Here is a 17,927-nt window from a genome sequence, read left to right on the forward strand (position 1 = left end):
AGCGAGCGACGGCGGCTCCGAGGGGATGGCTTGGCCGGACCCCATGATCAATTTTGCTGAACTTGACGCACAGAACTCCCCCGTGCTTTTTGTTGCACGGGACCCATGGGTGCAACCGGCACCCGGCTTTCCCTGCGCCCTCTGATCTCGAGGAGGGTGAAACGAGACGCAAAACTCGGGCGTAACGCACCGCGAGAATGCGAACGCACATCCCACACTCCATCGTCATGCCCCGCGAAGGCGGGGCATCCAGCATCCGGCGGCCTCTCGGCTCAAGCACCGCCGTCTCTGGAATACTGGATCGTCCGGTCAAGCCGGAAGATGACAGCGGAGAGGCTGTTTGACAGTTGAAGCAGAACTTACCACTCGTCATTGCGAGCGGAGTTCGCAATGACGGGAGAGAAAGAGCGGCGCACTCGTGCCTATCTCCTCACCCCTGAGGAGACCGCATAGCGGTCGTCTCGAAGGGGAGGCCACCGGCGGGGCCTCATGGTTCTCAAGGCGATGCGAGGCATCGTCCGGAGACGCGCGTTCCGCGCTCCTCACCATGAGGGTCTAGCGCGGCGAGCCTACGCCACGCCCGCGCGCAGGAGGTCGTGGAAATGCACGATGCCGACCGGCTTGCCGGCGTCGACGACGATCAGCGCGGTGACCTTCGATGCGTTCAGCAATTCCAGCGCCTCGCCGGCCAGCGTGTCGCGGCCGATGGTTTTCGGATTCTTGGTCATGACGTCGTCGACGACGGCGGTCATCAGGTCGGAGCGCATATGGCGGCGGAGGTCGCCGTCGGTGACGATGCCGACGAGATGGCTGCGGCGGTCGACGATGCCGACACAGCCAAAACCCTTCGAGGTCATCTCGACCAGCGCGTCCGACATCCTGGTGCCGAGCGGCTTCAGCGGCACAGCCTCGCCAGCATGCATGAGGTCGCGGGTATATTTCAGCATCGCCCCCAGCTTGCCGCCGGGATGCAGCACGCTGAAATCGGTTGAGGTGAAGCCGCGGCCTTCCAGCAGCGCAATCGCCAGCGCATCGCCGAGCGCGAGCATCATCAGCGAGGAGGTGGTCGGCGCCAGATTATGCGGGCAGGCCTCGCGCGCCTTCGGCAGCGTCAGCGCGATATCGGCGGCCTTGCTCAGGCTCGAACCCTTTTCCGCTGTTATCGCGATCACGGGAATGCCGAAGCGCGCGGCGTAAGAGATCAGGTTCTTCATCTCCGGCTGCTCGCCGGACCATGACAGCGCCAGGATGACGTCGTCGGCGGTGATCATGCCGAGATCGCCATGGCTCGCTTCGGCGGCATGGACGAAGAACGCCGGCGTGCCGGTGGAGGCAAAGGTCGCCGCGACCTTGCGGCCGATGTGACCTGATTTGCCGAGCCCGGTGACGATCAGCCGTCCCTTGGCGTTGCGGATCATCTCCGCCGCCGCGGCAAAGGGCGCCCCGAGGTCGGAGCGGAGCGCGGCGTCGATCGCGGCGACACCGCTGGCTTCCGCCTCCAGCGTCCGCAGCGCCGATTGTACGGCGGCGTCAGCGGGCTCGGTGTCCGACGATTTCGGCATCAGCGGTTTGGGCTTGGCCATATCTCTTTACCAGAGGGTCTGTTTCCAGGGAGGAGGGGCGGTGCGCCCAGAGCCGTCTCCCTTAGCACGGCCGGCGGCGGCAGGCGACGCAGCCAGCCGCTCTCAACGAGCCATTAACCATAATTGTTTTAACTCCATTAAGGACGTTCTCGGCCCCGTTCCGCGTTTGCCGTGTAAGTCAAGGAATTTGTTGAGGTATTCTATCGTGGGACGAGGGCGAGCAAGGGGCCGGGCTGGGCGCGCGCGCTATTTGCGCGCGCCTGTCGTGTGCCTTACCGCGCTCGCGGTGAGCGGCCCCTTCGCGCAGGCCCAGACGGTCACGCCCGATTTGTTCAGCCCGTCGCGCACGACCCAGGTGGCGCCGCCTGATTCGCCCCTGCGCAGGACCGCGGCCGAGCTGGCCGATCCGCTCAACGATCCACGATTGCGTGACCGGGATCGCGATGGCCGCGCGCCGTCACGCATTGGCCAGGTGCCGTCTTACGGCCTGCCGGCTGCGAACGGCGCCTCGACGTCAGGCTATGACTCGCTCAACCGCAAACGCCAGCAGCCGAAATATTATCCGGCGCAGGCGAGGCCGAAACGGCCGCCCGGCCCCGGCACGCCGCCGCCCGCGCCACCGCCGAGGACTCTGGCCGGACAATTGCGCCTGTCGATCCCGCCGTCGGAGACGGCCAACAAGCCGCCGGTGCCGCCGGCGATGGCCGGCAATGTGGTGGGCCAGCCGCCGCGCAAGCGGCTTAAGGTCGACGATGATCCGTTCGGCGCGGTCGGCGATTATGCCGGCAGCTTCCTGATCAAGTCCGCGGTCGAACTCAGCGCCGGCTATGAAACCAATCCCGGCCGGCTGTCGGTGCCACAGGGCTCGCCGACCTACGTGATCGCCCCGGAATTCCTGGCGGTGTCCAACTGGGAGCGCCACGCGCTGGTCGCGGACCTGCGCGGCTCCTTCACCGGCTACACCCAAAACCTGACGCCGAACGCCGATGGCACAGCGCTCTCCGCGCCGCTCGATATCGATCGCCCCAACTTCATCGGCCATATCGATGGGCGGCTCGACGTCACCCGTGACACAAGGCTGATGGGGCAGGCGCGGCTGCTCGTCTCCACCGACATCCCCGGCAGTCCGAACGTGCCGGCGGGTCTCGCCAGGTACCCGATCTACACCACGGTCGGCGGCACCTTCGGCGTCGACCAGAATTTCAATCGCCTGCAGGTCTCCGCAGGAGCCACCGTCGACCGCACCGATTACCAATGGTCCAGGCTCACCGACGGCTCGTTGGACTCGAACGATGACCGCAACTTCAGCCAGTACGGCGGCGTCGCGCGCGTCAGCTACGAAGTGAACCCTGCGGTCAAGCCGTTCGTGGAAATCCAAGGCGACAGCCGCGTCCATGATCTGCGGCTCGACCGCTCGGGCTTCGCGCGGGATTCCGTGGGCGGCTATGCGAAGGCCGGCTCGTCCTTCGAGTTCTCGCGGCTGTTGTTCGGCGAAGTCTCGATCGGCTACGCCGCCCGCAACTATCAGGATCCGCGGCTGAACCGGCTGGATGGCCTGCTCACCACGGCATCGCTGACCTGGACCGCGACGCCGCTGACGACGGCCAAATTCTATTCCGACACCCAGCTCGCCGAGACCACGCTGCCCGGCACATCAGGCGTGCTGGCGCGCACCTACACCGTCGAGGTCGATCACGACTTCCGCCGCTGGCTGACCGCGATCGGCAGGTTCACCTACGGCACGCTCGACTACCAGGGCGACAACCGCCTGGACAAGATCTACTCGCTGTCAGGCGACCTCATCTACAAGATGACCCGCAGCCTCTGGATCAAGGGCACCGTCCGCCACGACATATTGGACTCGAGCTCGCCGGGATCGAGCTCGCAGTCGACGGTCATGCTGCTCGGGGTCAGGGTGCAGAATTGAGGGAGAAAGCGGGTGCCTCACTCTCCGTCATGCCCGCGCAGGCGGGGCATCCAGTACGCGGAAGCTTCTCGGCTTATGCTCCGACGCTGATGGAATACTGGGTCACCCGCCTTCGCGGGTGACGACAGTTGAGAGTGGTGCCGGCGCGGCGCACTATCGCGGCAGGTCCGTCTTGCCCATCAGGAAGGTGTCGATCGCGCGGGCGCAGAGGCGGCCTTCGCGGATGGCCCAGACCACCAGCGACTGGCCGCGGCGCATGTCGCCGGCGGAGAAGACGTTGGGCAATGAGGACTGGTAGTCGCTCGTGTTGGCGCGGACGTTGCCGCGCTGGTCGAGGTCGACCGCGAGCTGCTTCAACAGGCCGTCGTGCACGGGATGCACGAAGCCCATCGCCAGCAGCACGAGCTCGGCGTCGAGCTCGAACTCGGTGCCGGGCAGCGGCTTGAACTTGTCGTCGACCTTGATGCAGTGCAGCTTCTTCACCTTGCCGCCAGTGCCCTCGAACTTCTGGGTCAGCACGGCGTATTCCCGGATCGCGCCTTCGGCCTGGCTCGACGAGATCCGCATCTTCAACGGCCAGTTCGGCCAGGTCACGCCCTTGTTCTCGCGCTCCGGCGGCGCCGCCATGATCTCGAGCTGGGTCACGGACTTGGCGCCCTGGCGCAGCGAGGTGCCGATGCAGTCGGAGCCGGTGTCGCCGCCGCCGATCACCACCACATGCTTGTCCTTGGCCAGGATCTCGGTCACGCCGTTGAGCGGCTCGCCGGAGACGCGGCGGTTCTGCTGCGGCAGGAAGTCCATCGCGAAATGGATGCCGTCGAGATCGCGGCCGGGGATGGGGAGGTCGCGCGGGGCTTCCGCACCGCCGGTCAGCGCGATCGCGTCGTACTGGCTCTGCAGATCGCTCGGATCGATCGCGCCGGGTGCATCGCCTCCGACTTGGGCGCCGTAATGGAAGGTGACGCCTTCGGCCTCCATTTGCGTGACGCGGCGATCGATGATGCCCTTCTCCATCTTGAAGTCGGGAATGCCGTAACGCAGCAGTCCGCCGGCCTTGGCATACTTCTCATAGACATGCACGTCGTGCCCGGCGCGCGCGAGCTGCTGCGCGCAGGCCATGCCCGCCGGCCCCGCGCCGATCACCGCGACCTTCTTGCCGGTCTTCTCGGCCGGGACTTCCGGCTTCAGCCAGCCATTGTCCCAGGCGCGGTCGACGATCGCGCATTCGATGGTCTTGATGGTGACGGGGTTGTCGTCGATGTTGAGCGTGCAGGACGCCTCGCACGGCGCCGGACAGATGCGGCCGGTGAATTCGGGGAAGTTGTTGGTCGAATGCAGGTTGCGCGAGGCTTCTTCCCAATTGCCCTGATAGACGAGGTCGTTCCAGTCGGGGATCTGGTTGTTGACCGGGCAGCCGGGTGTGCCCGGCGCGACCGAGCCGGTGCCGTGGCAGTAGGGAATGCCGCAGTTCATGCAGCGCGCGGCCTGATCGCGGAGGTCCTTCTCGCTGAGCGGAATGACGAACTCGTGGAAATGCTTCAGCCGCTCGGTGACCGGCGTGTACTTGCGGTCGTGCCGCTCGATCTCGAGGAAACCTGTGATCTTTCCCATTAAGCCTGAGGCCCCTGCACCTGGTTCGTCTTGTTTCGTCATCCGGGCTCGCGTCACGCGCCCCGTTAGACCCTCATCCTGAGGACCGGCGCTCGCGCCGCGTCTCGAAGGATGAAGGCCGGTATCCTGGCCTCATGGTTCGAGACGGCGCTTCGCGCCTCCTCACCATGAGGGTCTTGTGACTACGCTCCGATCGCGATTTTCGGCTCGGCGTCGGCGTTCGCCTTCATTTCCTTCAGTGCGCGACGGTACTCGACCGGCATCACCTTGCGGAATTTCGGCAGCCACGCCTTCCAGTCCGCCAGGATCTCGGCGGCCTTCTTCGAGCCGGTCAGCTTAGCGTGCCGCGTGACCAGCACATGGAGCCGTTCGACATCGGAATCAAGCAGGTTCTGGAACACGTCGACCCGGCCATGCGCCTCGAGATCGCCGGCATGGTGATAGGTGGCGGCGTTGATCATCTCTTCCGACAGCACCGGTTCCAGCTCGACCATCGAAAGGTTGCACAGTTTCGGGAAGTCGCCGGCTTCGTCCAGGACATAGGCGATACCGCCGGACATGCCGGCTGCGAAGTTCCGGCCGGTCTTGCCGAGCACGACGACGATGCCGCCGGTCATGTATTCGCAGCAATGATCGCCGGCGCCCTCGACGACCGCGACCGCGCCGGAATTGCGCACGGCGAAGCGTTCGCCGGCGATGCCGCGGAAGTAGCATTCGCCCTCGATCGCGCCGTACATCACGGTGTTGCCGACGATGATCGACTCCTCCGGCACGATGCCGGAATTCTTCGGCGGCTTGACGATGAGGCGTCCACCAGAAAGGCCCTTGCCGACATAGTCGTTGCCTTCACCTTCGAGCTCGAAGGTGACGCCCTTGGCAAGCCACGCGCCGAATGCCTGGCCCGCGGTACCCTTGAGGCTGACATGGATGGTATCGAGCGGCAGGCCTTCATGGCCGTAGATCTTCGCCACCTGGCCCGACAGCATCGCGCCGGCGGAGCGGTCGGTGTTGTTGATCTCCTCCTCGATCCTGACAGGCGCGCCACGGTCGAGCGCGGCGCGGGCCTTCTCGATCAGGCGACGGTCGAGCACGGCTTCCAGATGATGGTTCTGGGCCTCCGAACGGTATATCTTCTGGCCCTTCTCCTCCTTCTGCCGCACGAACAGCCGCGAGAAATCGAGGCCCTTGGCCTTCCAATGCGCCACCAGCGAGGTCTGGTCGAGCATCTGGGTCTGGCCGACCATCTCGTCGAATGTCCTGTAGCCGAGCGTCGCCATGATCTCGCGCACTTCCTCGGCGACGAAGAAGAAGTAGTTGATCACGTGCTCGGGCTGGCCGGTGAAGCGCTTGCGCAGGACCGGGTCCTGGGTCGCGACGCCGACCGGGCAGGTGTTGAGATGGCACTTGCGCATCATGATGCAGCCGGCAGCGATCAAGGGCGCCGTGGCGAAGCCGAACTCGTCGGCCCCGAGCAGCGCGCCGATCACGACATCACGCCCGGTGCGGAAGCCGCCGTCGACCTGCACCGAGATGCGGCTGCGCAGCCGCTCGCGCACCAGCGTCTGGTGAGTTTCGGCGAGCCCGATCTCCCACGGGCTGCCGGCATGCTTGATCGAGGTGAGGGGCGAGGCACCGGTGCCGCCCTCGAAGCCCGCGATCGTCACATGGTCGGCACGCGCCTTCGCGACACCGGCGGCAACCGTGCCGACGCCGATCTCGGAGACGAGCTTGACCGACACGGCGCCGTCCGGATTGACGTTCTTCAGGTCGTAGATGAGCTGCGCCAGATCCTCGATCGAATAGATGTCGTGGTGCGGCGGCGGCGAGATCAGGCCGACGCCGGGCGTCGAATGGCGAACGCGGGCGATCGTCGCGTCGACCTTGTGGCCGGGCAACTGGCCGCCTTCGCCGGGCTTGGCGCCCTGCGCCATCTTGATCTGCATCATGTCGGAATTGACGAGATATTCCGTCGTCACGCCGAAGCGGCCCGAGGCGACCTGCTTGATCGCCGAGCGCATGGAATCGCCGTTCGGCAGCGGCTTGAAGCGATCGGATTCCTCGCCGCCTTCGCCGGTGTTGGACTTGCCGCCGATCCGGTTCATCGCGATCGCGAGCGTGGTGTGCGCCTCGCGTGAGATCGAGCCGAACGACATCGCGCCCGTGGAGAAGCGCTTGACGATCTCCTTGGCCGGTTCGACCTCCTCGAGCTTCACCGGCTTGCGCTTTTCTTCTGCCGCGGTCTTGATCCGGAACAGGCCGCGCAGCGTCAGCAGCCGCTCCTGCTGCTCGTTCAGGATCTTGGCAAATGCGCGATAACGCTCGAGCGAGTTGCCGCGCACGGCGTGCTGCAGCGTCGAGACCGACTCGGCGGTCCAGGCGTGATCCTCGCCGCGGGTGCGGTAAGCGTACTCGCCGCCGACATCGAGCGCGGTCTTGTAGACCTGGGCGTCGCCGAACGCATCGGCATGCCGACGCGCGGTTTCCTCGGCGATCTCACCCAGCCCCACGCCTTCGATGCGGGTGTGGGTGCCGGCAAAATACTTGCCGACGAAATCGGCCTTCAGCCCGACGGCGTCGAAGATCTGCGCGCCGCAATAGGACTGGTAGGTCGAAATGCCCATCTTGGACATCACCTTGAGCAAGCCCTTGCCGATCGACTTGATGTAGCGCTTGACGATCTCCTTGTCGTCGAGCCCGCCCGGCAGGCGGTCCTTCATCGCGATGATGGTCTCGAATGCGAGGTAGGGATTGATCGCCTCCGCGCCGTAGCCGGCGAGACAGGCGAAATGGTGCACTTCGCGCGGCTCTCCGGATTCGACCACGAGGCCGACCGACGTACGCAAGCCGGTGCGGATCAAATGATGATGCACGGCGGCGCAGGCGAGCAGCGCGGGGATCGGGATCCGGTCGGTGCCGGTCATGCGGTCGGACAGGATGATGATGTTGATGCCTTCGCGCACCGCGCCCTCGGCGCGCGCGCAGAGCTCATCCAGCACCTGCTCCATGCCGGCCGCGCCGAAGCCGGCGTGGAAGGTGGTGTCCAGCGTGCGCGACTTGAAATGCGTCTCGGCAACATCGGAGATCGAGCGGATCTTCTCCAGATCCGCGTCGGTCAGGATCGGCTGGCGCACTTCGAGGCGCTTGGTGGAGGCGAGCCCCTGCAGGTCGAACAGGTTCGGCCGCGGCCCGATGATCGAGACGAGGCTCATCACCAGCTCCTCGCGGATCGGGTCGATCGGCGGGTTCGTCACCTGCGCGAAGTTCTGCTTGAAGTAGGTGAACAGCGGCTTCGCCTTGTCCGACAGCGCCGAGATCGGCGTGTCGTTGCCCATCGAGCCCGCGGCTTCCTCGCCGGTTGCTGCCATCGGCGTCATCAGGATGTTGATGTCTTCCTGCGAATAGCCGAATGCCTGCTGGCGATCGAGCAGCGGCAGGTTCGAACGCACGCTCTTGGTCGGCGCGTCAGGCAGTTCTTCGAGCTGCATCTGGGTGCGGGCCAGCCAGTCGCGATAGGGATGGCTCTTGGCCAGATCGGCCTTGATCTCGTCGTCGGGAATGAGCCGGCCCTGCTCGAGATCGACGAGCAGCATCTTGCCCGGCTGCAGCCGCCACTTGGTGACGATCTGGTCCTCCGGGATCTTCAGCACGCCCATCTCGGACGCCATCACGATGCGGTCGTCTTTTGTCACCAGATAGCGCGCCGGCCGCAGGCCGTTGCGATCGAGCGTGGCGCCGATCTTGCGGCCGTCGGTGAACGCGATCGCGGCGGGGCCGTCCCACGGCTCCATCATCGCGGCATGATATTCGTAGAAGGCGCGGCGCTCTTCATCCATCAAGGGATTGCCGGCCCACGCTTCCGGAATCATCATCATCACCGCGTGCGGCAGCGAGTAGCCGCCCTGCACCAGGAATTCGAGCGCATTGTCGAAGCAGGCGGTGTCGCTTTGGCCTTCGTAGGAGATCGGCCAGAGGCGGCTGATGTCTTTGCCGTAGAGCTCCGAATGCACGGAGGCCTGCCGCGCCGCCATCCAGTTGACGTTGCCGCGCAGCGTGTTGATCTCGCCGTTATGCGCGATCATGCGATAGGGATGCGCCAGCGACCAGGCCGGGAAGGTGTTGGTCGAGAAGCGCTGGTGCACCAGCGCCAGCGCGCTCGCGAAATCGTCCTCGTGCAGGTCCGGATAATACTTGCCGAGCTGATCGGCCAGGAACATGCCCTTGTAGATCACGGTGCGGCACGAGAACGAGACCGGGTAGTAGCCGGCCATGCCGCGATCGCGGCGCTGATAGATCGCCTGCGAGATCGACTTGCGCAGGATGTAGAGCCGGCGCTCGAACTCGTCCTCGGTCTTGCCGACGCCGTTGCGGCCGATGAATACCTGCAGGTGATAGGGCTCGGTCGGCTTCACGGTGACGCCGAGGGAGGAGTTGTCGGTCGGCACGTCGCGCCAGCCGAGCAGCTTGAAGCCCTCGTTCTTGATCTCGTCGGCGATGATGCTCTTGATGACGTTGCGCCAGGCGGCATCGCGCGGCAGGAACAGCGCACCGATTGCATAGTCGCCCGGCTGCGGCAGCTTGAAGCCAAGCTCGGCCGCCTTGCGCGCGAAGAAAGCGTGCGGGATCTGCACCAGGATGCCGGCGCCGTCACCGGCGCGCGGATCGGCGCCGACCGCGCCGCGGTGCTCAAGGTTGCAAAGAATGTTCAGCGCGTCGGAGACAATCTGGTGCGAGGGTTTGCCCTTGATGTTGGCGATGAAGCCGACGCCGCAGGCATCCTTCTCCAGGCTCGGGTCGTACATGCCTTCGGCTTTGGGACGCCAATCGTGTTCGCGCGCCGGTTCGTCCGCTTTCGAGGCTGCGGCCGCCGACAACGTCTCTGTCACGATGGTTTCGCGCTCGAATTCCGACCCGCTCATGTTTCCTCTCAAATAAGGCTAAAGGGCCTCACGGTCGTTGGCGCACCTTGGGCGTTGCGGCACCCACTGGGGCCACCGCTCGTCCTCCGCGAGCCGCAATGTCTTAAATCAGGCGAGGAGCGTTCAACGTCCCTGAGGAACGGCCTTGCCCGCAGCATTCTCGGAGCCCGAAGGGCCGAGTTTCCGTTGCAATCCCTATGCCGGGAATTGCTCCGCGATTAAGACAGCTATACTGTCCTAACTCCGACCTTGCCAAATTTTTTTCTATCACACAAGCGCATGAGAGTCCTCGTCCGCATGTAGTTTTGCGCGGTGCGCGACGGGAGGGCCGCCCCCGATTTGAAGCAAACGCGCCGTGATCCGGCCCAAGGACCGCCGGAATTGCCGCTGAAGTTTCCCGCGGGCGCCAGAGGGCAAAAATGCTCCACGCCCAGCGTCTTACAGGAGCTACCGGTGATGAAGCTGTTTACGGGATGGGTCTTGTCTGCGGGCCTCGTTCTTGCGGCCCCGACCGCCAATGCGCAGGTGCTGGCGCCCAATCACGTCGAAAATCCGCTGGTCGTGACCGTGTCCGACTTCGACGGCCCCTATGCGGTGATGCCGCCGGAGGTGCCGGCGCCGCGCTATGGGCCAGCCTACGAACCGGGGCTGCTGCCGCCGATCGAAGTCTACGCCGTGCTGCGCGAAAACGGGTTCCTGCCGCTCGGCATCCCGCGGCAGCACGGGCTGGTCTACACGATCGCGGTCATCGAGCCCGGCGGCAGTGACGGCAGGCTGATCATCGATGCGCGCAGCCGGCGCATCATCCGATTCATTCCGGCCGACGGGATGGATGACGATTATCGAGGCGATCTGAGCGGCGCCTATGGCGCTGCCGGGCCGTTGCCGCCGGCAACCCCTGTTCGCAGCAGCGTGCCGCGGCCGCCGGCCCCCATTCCGCATGTGGCGAGCCGGACCGTGCCGAAGCCCAGGCCGAACCCGCTGACCGCGAAGCGCGCGCCGGAACCGGCCCAGCAATCAGCCGCCGTGCAGCAGAAGCCCGCGGAGACCCAGCAGGCCATTCCACCGGCTGCCGCCCCGACCGTCGGCCAGGTCAAGCCGGCTGCTCCCGCCGCGCCGACCATTCTGCCGACCCAGGAAATGCCGCAGGTGCAGGGCTTGGAGTAGCAAACGTTCCTGTCATTCCGGGGCGATGCATGAGCATCGAACCCGGAATCCATTTCGCCGCCGACACCCGTGGCCAAATGGATTCCGGGCCTGCGCCTGACGGCGCATCCCGGAATGACCGAGAAAAACAAAAACGCCCCGGTTTCCCGGGGCGTTTTGCGTTCGGCCAATATCTGCCGAAGCTGCTGCCGCGATTAGGCGGCGGCCTTGGAGCCGTCGGCGACCTGCGGCGCGGCGGAGCCGGTCGTGATCGGAATGCTGCGCGGTTTCTTGGCCTCGGGAATCTCGCGAATGAGGTCGACGTGGAGCAGGCCGTTCTCAAGCGAAGCGCTCTTCACCTGTACGAAGTCGGCGAGCTGGAACGCGCGCTCAAAGGCCCGAGAGGCGATGCCGCGATAGAGAACGTTGGTATTGTCCTTGCCATTCTCGTTGGCGGTCTTCTCGCCCTTGATCGTCAGCGTGTTTTCCTTCGCGACGATGGAAAGCTCAGCCTCGGAGAAGCCGGAAACCGCAACGCTGATGCGGTAGGCGTTCTCGCCGGTGCGCTCGATGTTGTAGGGGGGATAGCCGGGGCTGCCGTCCGAAGTCGCCTGATCGAGCAGGTTGAAAAAGCGGTCGAAGCCGACGGTGGAACGATAGAACGGGGTCAGATCGTAGGTACGCATGATAGTCCTCCAATGAGCGACTGATTCGATTACCCGCCCGCCATCGGGCCGGGCTTTAGTCTGTGTGCAGCCTGACGTTCCGGTTCCGAAACACTGGTAGCGGCCTGCACGAAGGTGATATGGGTGGGGCCATCAGGCGTTCAAGAGGCGGAAATATCGTCGCTTTTTGGCGCTCACGCCCTTGATTCCCGCCGTCTCTCACCTAGCGGTTCCCCTTCATGACGCTCGTCTCCATTCCAGCCAATCCGGTTCCGGAAGACGTCGTCAGCGGCACCATCAAGACGCCTGATGGCGCTGAATTGCGCTTTGCGCGATGGGCGCCGCCGCCGGGCCGCAAGGGGACAGTCTGCGTGTTCACCGGCCGCAGCGAGATGATCGAGAAATATTTCGAGACCGTGCGCGATCTGCGCGACCGCGGCTTTGCGGTGGCGATGATCGATTGGCGCGGGCAGGGCCATTCCTCGCGGCAGTTGCGCGATCCACGCAAAGGCTATGTGCGCAGCTTTGCCGATTACGAGATCGACGTCGAAACCTTCGTGCAGCAGGTGGTGCTGCCGGATTGTCCGCCGCCCTATTTTGCGCTGGCGCATTCGATGGGCGGGGCCGTGATGTTGCGCATCGCGCATGCGGGAAAACGCTGGTTCGATCGCATGGTGCTGTCGGCACCGATGATCGACCTGCCGGGACGCCGCACCTCATTTGTACCATCCGCGCTGTTGCGGATCATGCGGCTTGCCGGCCAGGGCGGACGCTACGTTCCGGGCGGCAGCGACGATCTGGTCGGGCTTTCGCCCTTCATCAACAATCCCCTCACCAGCGATCCCGTCCGCTTTGCGCGCAACGCGGCGATCCTGGAAGAAGACGCAACGCTCGGCCTCGGTGCGCCAACGGTCGCCTGGGCCGACACCGCCTTCAAGGCGATGCGTACGTTCCGCGAATATTACTATCCCTCGCAGATCCGCCAGCCGATCCTGATGCTGGCGGCGAGCAACGACACCGTGGTGTCGACGCCTGCCATCGAGGAGTTCGCCTATCACTTGCGCGCCGGCTCGCATCTCGTGATCGCCGGCTCCAAGCACGAGATCCTGCAAGAGCAGGACCGCTACCGCGCGCAGTTCTGGGCGGCGTTCGACGCCTTCGTGCCGGGCACGCCGCTGTTCGGGTAGAATATTTCCTCGATCGGCTACAAGGTCTTCAGATATTCGATCAGGGCTTCGCGCTCATTCTTGTCGAGCGCGCGGCCGACGATGCCCTTCGGATACGGTGCGGCTCCCTCGAACGAGCGGCCGCTCACGCTGTTGCCGTGGATCTCTTTTCCGTCGCGATCGGTCGCCGAGAACAGCGTCTGGCCATTCCTGCACGACGTCTCGTCGCTCTTCACGTCCAAGCCGACATGCTCCGGGTCGAAATCACGCGCGCCCATGCAGAACTTTTTTGGACGCTCGGCGGCGGGTCGGAGCAGCCATTCGAGCGAGGCGACGGAGCCGTTGTGCAGATAGGGTGCCGTGGCGCGGTCAAACCACCGAAGCGCGGTGGCGGGGTGTTACACGACTACAGCGTGTGGCGAGGTTTGCCTGAATCCCTCAAAGTGGGTGAATGACCGGAGGGCGCTGCGCTCGGCTGCGCGCTCGTTCACGACTCGGCGGCAAGCCTTCGGGTTTCGACAAGGGTCAGGCGGGCGAGCGGTACGCCGGCTTTCAGGAGCCCCTCACGATAGTGTTGGATATCGGCCGGCTGCTTCCAATGGAAGTTCTTCAAATGTCGATCGACGGTGAAAGTCGGATAGTTGGACATCAGAACGCCGGTCGCGTCCGCCGCCTCCTTGGTCCGCCCCAGCTGAGCCAGCGCGGCGGCACGGATCGCCAGTGCCGGCATATGGTTCGGATTGATGTAGAGCTGCTCGCGCGCCCAGGACAGGGTCGCGTCGTATTGTCCCAGGAGGTAGTGGCTGAACGCGTTCAAGGCTGCCCATTGGTAACGTGGGTCGCTGTTGCCGCGCTGCGCCCCCATCGAAAACAGTTCGATGGCCTGGCGATGCTCACCGCTCACGAGGTGAACATATCCAAGCACGCCGCGCGCGCCCATGTCGTATGGGTTGAGCGCCACGGCGCGGTTCGCCGCATCCAGGGCCGCCTCGTAGTGTCCCTCCACCGAACGCACATAGGACAGGATCTGAAAGGCAAAGGACGAGCGCGGGTCGAGCCGAACGCTGGCCTCCGCAAGGCTCACGATCGAGGTCCACAATTCGCGCGTGCGCTTGATCCAGCCAAACTGAATGCTCTGCACCTGGATGGTGGCGAGATAGGCGTGCGCGATCGAAAGCGTCGGGTCGAGCGCGATCGCTTCCTTGAATAGCGCAATGGAAGCCTCGTAATCTTCCTTGGTGTGCCGGTAATAGTGGGAAAGGCCCTTCAGGAAGCGATCCCACGCCGTGACATCGTTGGAAACGCGGGCAGGTGCGGAAGCCTCCGCGCGGAATATCTCCGTTGCGATCGCCGCGGAGAGACTGGTCGTGATCTCGTCCTGCATCGCGAACAGATCGCCCATGTCGCGGTCATAGCGGCCGGTCCACAGTTGCTCGCCGTTCTCGGGCGCGATCAGCTCGGCGGTCACGCGGATCTTGCTGCCGGCACGCCGCACCGAGCCCTGGATCAGGTAGGTCGCGTCGATCTCGCGGGCGATCAGGCGGGTGCTCACATTCTTGCCCTTGAAGGAGAATGTCGAGTTGCGGCTCAGCACCCGATAGAAGGACTGCAGCGAAAGCGCGTGGATCAGGTCTTCGGTCAATCCGTCGGAAAAATACTCGTCGCTGGAGTCGCTCAAATTGGCGAAGGGAAGCACGCCGACGATCGCGGTCCGCGACTGCCCTGGCAGGCCCGACGAATCCCGCACCTGGCGCCCAGGCGCCTCCGGGCCGCCCGGCTCCCAGGTGAAGACCTCCACGGGGTCCGCGATATTCTTGAAACGATGACTGCCGGTGTTGACCAAGGTGGCTTTGAGGTGCCTGCCGGCTTCGTGATAGGCCTTGGCCGAGGCGGCCAAGCCGCCCGGCGGGGAAACCGTCTCGAGCCGGACGGCGATGTTGACGTCATCGCCGAACAATTCGTCCTCGTCGGCCATCACATCGCCCATGTGAATGCCCATCCGGAACTGCATGACACGGTCGGCGGGAAGCTGGTTATTGCGCTCCGCCATCAGCATCTGCATCTCGATGGCGGCCTCCAGCGCTCCGACGATGCTCGGAAATTCGAGCAGGAAGCCGTCGCCGGTGTTCTTCAGAATACGGCCGCCATGATTGAGGATGATCGGATGGATCGCGGTCCGATGGGCTTTGAAGGCGGCATGCGTGCCCGCCTCGTCGGCGCCCATCATCCGCGAGTAGCCGGCGACATCGGCGCAGACTATGGCAGCTAGCCGTCTCTCCATAACCGTATCTGTGCTCCGGAATCGGCCAGTGACCGCCGCGTGCGCGGCCGACCGTTCCAACCCTTATAAAACAAGATGTACCTGGCGGAAGCCCGATCCTGAGATCATAGTAATGCAAACGTTCCGGAATTGGCAGCGGACGGCGCCGGAAATGTTAGCTGCATGATTTTTATGTCGTGGAATAATGTGGAGCGGCTGTCCTTGTTCGTTGGCCAACGCCCGCGTGAGAGATGACGACGATGCTCGGAATTCACGAACTATGGCTTTTCATCTTGTCGGGGCTGCTGCTTAACGTGACGCCGGGGCCGGACACCGCCTATATCATCGGCAGGAGCATGCAACTCGGATGGCGTGGCGGAGCGGCGGCCGCGCTCGGCATAAGCTGTGGCTGCCTTTTTCATGTCTTCGGCGCGGCGATTGGGCTTTCGGCGCTGCTGATGACGTCCTCACTGGCCTTTACCGCCCTCAAATGGGTCGGCGCAGCCTATCTCCTGTTCACGGGCGTCCAGATGCTGTTGTCACGCCAGCGCGTGATCGCGGATGTCACCCTTCAGGGTGAGGCGCCGACGCTGCGACGGGTGTTCTGGCAGGGCGCGCTCACCAATGCGCTCAATCCGAAGGTGGCGCTGTTCTTCCTCGCCTTCCTGCCGCAGTTCGTGGCGGCTGATTCGCCACACAAGACCGCGGCCTTCCTGCTGCTCGGCGCGATCTTCGTCTTCAACGGCACGCTGTGGTGTTTCGGCGTGGCGGCCTTTGCGGCGCGGGCGGCGATGCGGATCCGCCGCTCCAGCGGCGTGATCGCCTGGATCAACCGCACGCTCGGCGGGCTGTTCGTCTATCTCGGCTTCCGGGTGGCGATGCTGGAGGCGCGCTAGAGAAATCCTCGAGGCTTAGCCGTGGATCTTCACGAGCGCGCTGGCTGCGAGGTAGAACCCGAGCAGGATCATCGCGATCAGGAACCAGCGGCGGAACGCCTCCGGCTGCAGCCGTGACCGCACCGCCTGCCCGACGAACATGCCAACGAAGGACGCCACCATCGCCACCGCCCCGGGCAGCGCGGTCGCGGCGGTCAATACGCCGGCGGCGGTGAGATTGAAGGCGAGGGCGACGGTTGCGGTGGTGAAGAACAGGCCGAGCGCCTGCACCAGCTCGTCCTTCTCCATGCCGATCGCCTGCATGAATGGCATCGACGGAATCACCTGCACGCCGGTCGCCGCCGAGATCACCCCGGTCACGACGCCGACGATGCCGCCGATCCATTTCTCGTCGCGGCGGGCGACCTTGAAGCTGAAGCGGCTGAGGCCCACGACCGCATAGATGATGAGCAGGAGACCAAGAACGACGGTGCCATAGGGCGCATAAGGCCCGGTCAGCAGCCCGCTATTCAGCCAGATGCCGACCACGGTGCCGAGCATCAGAGGCCATAGCCGCTTGAGGATGTCGCGCAGATAAGGGCCGACGAAGGTCTGCCAAATGTTGGTGACGATCGCCGGCACGATCACGATCGAGATCGCCTGCGCGGGCGGCATCGTCACGGCCAGCAGTCCCATGGAAACCGTAGGCAGGCCAAGCCCCAGCGTTCCCTTGACGAAACCGGCAAGCAGGAAGGCGAAGGCGATCAGAATCAGCATCGAGTCGAACATGGGGGCACATTGACCGATCGCCGCAAGCGGCACAATCTGGAGATTACGGAGAATGCCTTCGGCTTTGCCGAAGATAGACGGAGCCCGGTATGCGTTTCGACCTGGTTGATCTGCAGCTCTTCATTGCGGTGGCGGAGACGCGCAGCATCACCAATGGCGCTTCCCGCGTTCATCTGGCACTTGCGTCCGCGAGCGAACGGATCAAGGGGCTCGAGGCTGCGCTTGGCGTCTCGCTGCTCAAGCGCGGCCGCCGCGGTGTCGAGTTGACCGCCGCCGGCGAAAGCCTGCTCGATCATGCGCGGATCGTGATCCACAATGTCGAAGCGCTGCGCGGCGACCTTGCCGCCTATGCCAGCGGCGTTAGGGCGAGCGTGCTGCTGCTCGCCAACACGTCGGGCCTGTCGGAACATCTGCCGCGGGCGCTCGCCGCCTTCCTGCGCGAGCATCCCGACATCAATGTCGACGTCGAGGAACGCGAGAGCGCCGACATCGCGGCTGCGATCGCGACCGGTGCTGCGGATCTCGGCTTCGCCGCCGAGCATGCGTTGCCCGAAAGCGTCGAGCGCTTCCTGTTCAGCGAGGATCGCCTGACGCTGGTGGCCTCGCGCCGCAGCGATCTCGCAGGCCGCCGCCAGATCGATTTCCAGGACGTGACCGGCTATGACTTCGTCGGGCTGACCGCCTCGACCGCGCTGCAGGCCCACATCGCCAAGCACGCGGCCCGGTTAGGGGCCCGTCTGCGGTTCCGGGCGCGCCTGCGCGATTTCGACGCGATCTGCCAGATGGTCGCGGCCGATGTCGGCATCGCCGTGATCCCGGAGACGGCCGCCCGGCGCTGCGCCCGGTCGATGCCGATCGCGTCGATCCGGCTGCGCGACTCCTGGGCCGACCGCAAACTCACGATCTGCGCGCGCAGCTTCAAGGCATTGCCGCGCCCGGCGAAGCTGCTTGTCGACTATCTGCGCAAGGCCGCATCGTGACGGGGGGCT

At 64.8% G+C, this 17,927-nt stretch carries 11 protein-coding genes and 1 pseudogene; 5 read left to right on the plus strand and 7 right to left on the minus strand.

Going from position 1 to position 17,927, the window contains the following annotated elements:
- Window positions 1-569 precede the first annotated feature (569 nt).
- Window positions 570-1,583 carry a KpsF/GutQ family sugar-phosphate isomerase gene (locus tag AC5ZGW_RS35010; RefSeq protein ID WP_130228427.1) on the minus strand — a complete coding sequence of 338 codons (1,014 nt, stop codon included), beginning with the start codon at window positions 1,581-1,583 and terminating at the stop codon, window positions 570-572.
- Between the two features lie 205 nt (window positions 1,584-1,788).
- Here AC5ZGW_RS35010 and AC5ZGW_RS35015 point away from each other — a divergent pair, with 205 nt between their 5' ends.
- Window positions 1,789-3,510, plus strand: coding sequence for an outer membrane beta-barrel protein (locus tag AC5ZGW_RS35015; protein WP_474419211.1), 1,722 nt, complete (start codon window positions 1,789-1,791; stop codon window positions 3,508-3,510).
- 153 nt (window positions 3,511-3,663) lie between these two features.
- On the opposite strand, the gene AC5ZGW_RS35020 is transcribed toward AC5ZGW_RS35015, so the two are convergent.
- A complete protein-coding gene (locus AC5ZGW_RS35020) occupies window positions 3,664-5,121 on the minus strand; it encodes a glutamate synthase subunit beta (protein ID WP_130228428.1) in 1,458 nt (485 codons plus the stop codon).
- A 182-nt stretch (window positions 5,122-5,303) separates the two neighbouring features.
- Window positions 5,304-10,037 carry a glutamate synthase large subunit gene (gene gltB, locus AC5ZGW_RS35025; protein ID WP_130228429.1) on the minus strand — a complete coding sequence of 1,578 codons (4,734 nt, stop codon included), beginning with the start codon at window positions 10,035-10,037 and terminating at the stop codon, window positions 5,304-5,306.
- Window positions 10,038-10,493: 456 nt separating this feature from the next.
- Here gltB and AC5ZGW_RS35030 point away from each other — a divergent pair, with 456 nt between their 5' ends.
- Complete coding sequence (locus AC5ZGW_RS35030; protein ID WP_130228430.1) at window positions 10,494-11,204, plus strand: hypothetical protein; 711 nt, start codon at window positions 10,494-10,496, stop codon at window positions 11,202-11,204.
- A 194-nt stretch (window positions 11,205-11,398) separates the two neighbouring features.
- On the opposite strand, the gene AC5ZGW_RS35035 is transcribed toward AC5ZGW_RS35030, so the two are convergent.
- On the minus strand, window positions 11,399-11,869 hold the full coding sequence (locus AC5ZGW_RS35035) for an Hsp20 family protein (protein WP_028162974.1): 471 nt from the start codon (window positions 11,867-11,869) through the stop codon (window positions 11,399-11,401).
- 218 nt (window positions 11,870-12,087) lie between these two features.
- Here AC5ZGW_RS35035 and AC5ZGW_RS35040 point away from each other — a divergent pair, with 218 nt between their 5' ends.
- Window positions 12,088-13,035 carry an alpha/beta fold hydrolase gene (locus AC5ZGW_RS35040; protein WP_130228431.1) on the plus strand — a complete coding sequence of 316 codons (948 nt, stop codon included), beginning with the start codon at window positions 12,088-12,090 and terminating at the stop codon, window positions 13,033-13,035.
- A 17-nt stretch (window positions 13,036-13,052) separates the two neighbouring features.
- Here the strand turns inward: AC5ZGW_RS35040 and AC5ZGW_RS35045 are convergent.
- Window positions 13,053-13,379: pseudogene (locus tag AC5ZGW_RS35045) on the minus strand (c-type cytochrome); the annotation flags it as partial.
- A 122-nt stretch (window positions 13,380-13,501) separates the two neighbouring features.
- Window positions 13,502-15,295 carry an adenylate/guanylate cyclase domain-containing protein gene (locus AC5ZGW_RS35050; RefSeq protein WP_130228433.1) on the minus strand — a complete coding sequence of 598 codons (1,794 nt, stop codon included), beginning with the start codon at window positions 15,293-15,295 and terminating at the stop codon, window positions 13,502-13,504.
- 239 nt (window positions 15,296-15,534) lie between these two features.
- On the opposite strand from AC5ZGW_RS35050, the gene AC5ZGW_RS35055 reads away from it, so the two are divergent.
- Window positions 15,535-16,170 carry a LysE family translocator gene (locus tag AC5ZGW_RS35055; protein WP_130228441.1) on the plus strand — a complete coding sequence of 212 codons (636 nt, stop codon included), beginning with the start codon at window positions 15,535-15,537 and terminating at the stop codon, window positions 16,168-16,170.
- A gap of 15 nt (window positions 16,171-16,185) precedes the next feature.
- Here the strand turns inward: AC5ZGW_RS35055 and AC5ZGW_RS35060 are convergent, their stop codons facing one another.
- Window positions 16,186-16,938 (minus strand): sulfite exporter TauE/SafE family protein, encoded by a 753-nt coding sequence (locus AC5ZGW_RS35060; RefSeq protein ID WP_130228434.1) that lies wholly within the window; start codon window positions 16,936-16,938, stop codon window positions 16,186-16,188.
- Between the two features lie 89 nt (window positions 16,939-17,027).
- Between AC5ZGW_RS35060 and AC5ZGW_RS35065 the strand changes: the two genes are divergently transcribed.
- Complete coding sequence (locus tag AC5ZGW_RS35065) at window positions 17,028-17,918, plus strand: LysR substrate-binding domain-containing protein (RefSeq protein WP_130228435.1); 891 nt, start codon at window positions 17,028-17,030, stop codon at window positions 17,916-17,918.
- Window positions 17,919-17,927 lie beyond the last annotated feature (9 nt).

The sequence above is a fragment of the Bradyrhizobium sp. Crot121 genome (genome assembly GCF_059512385.1).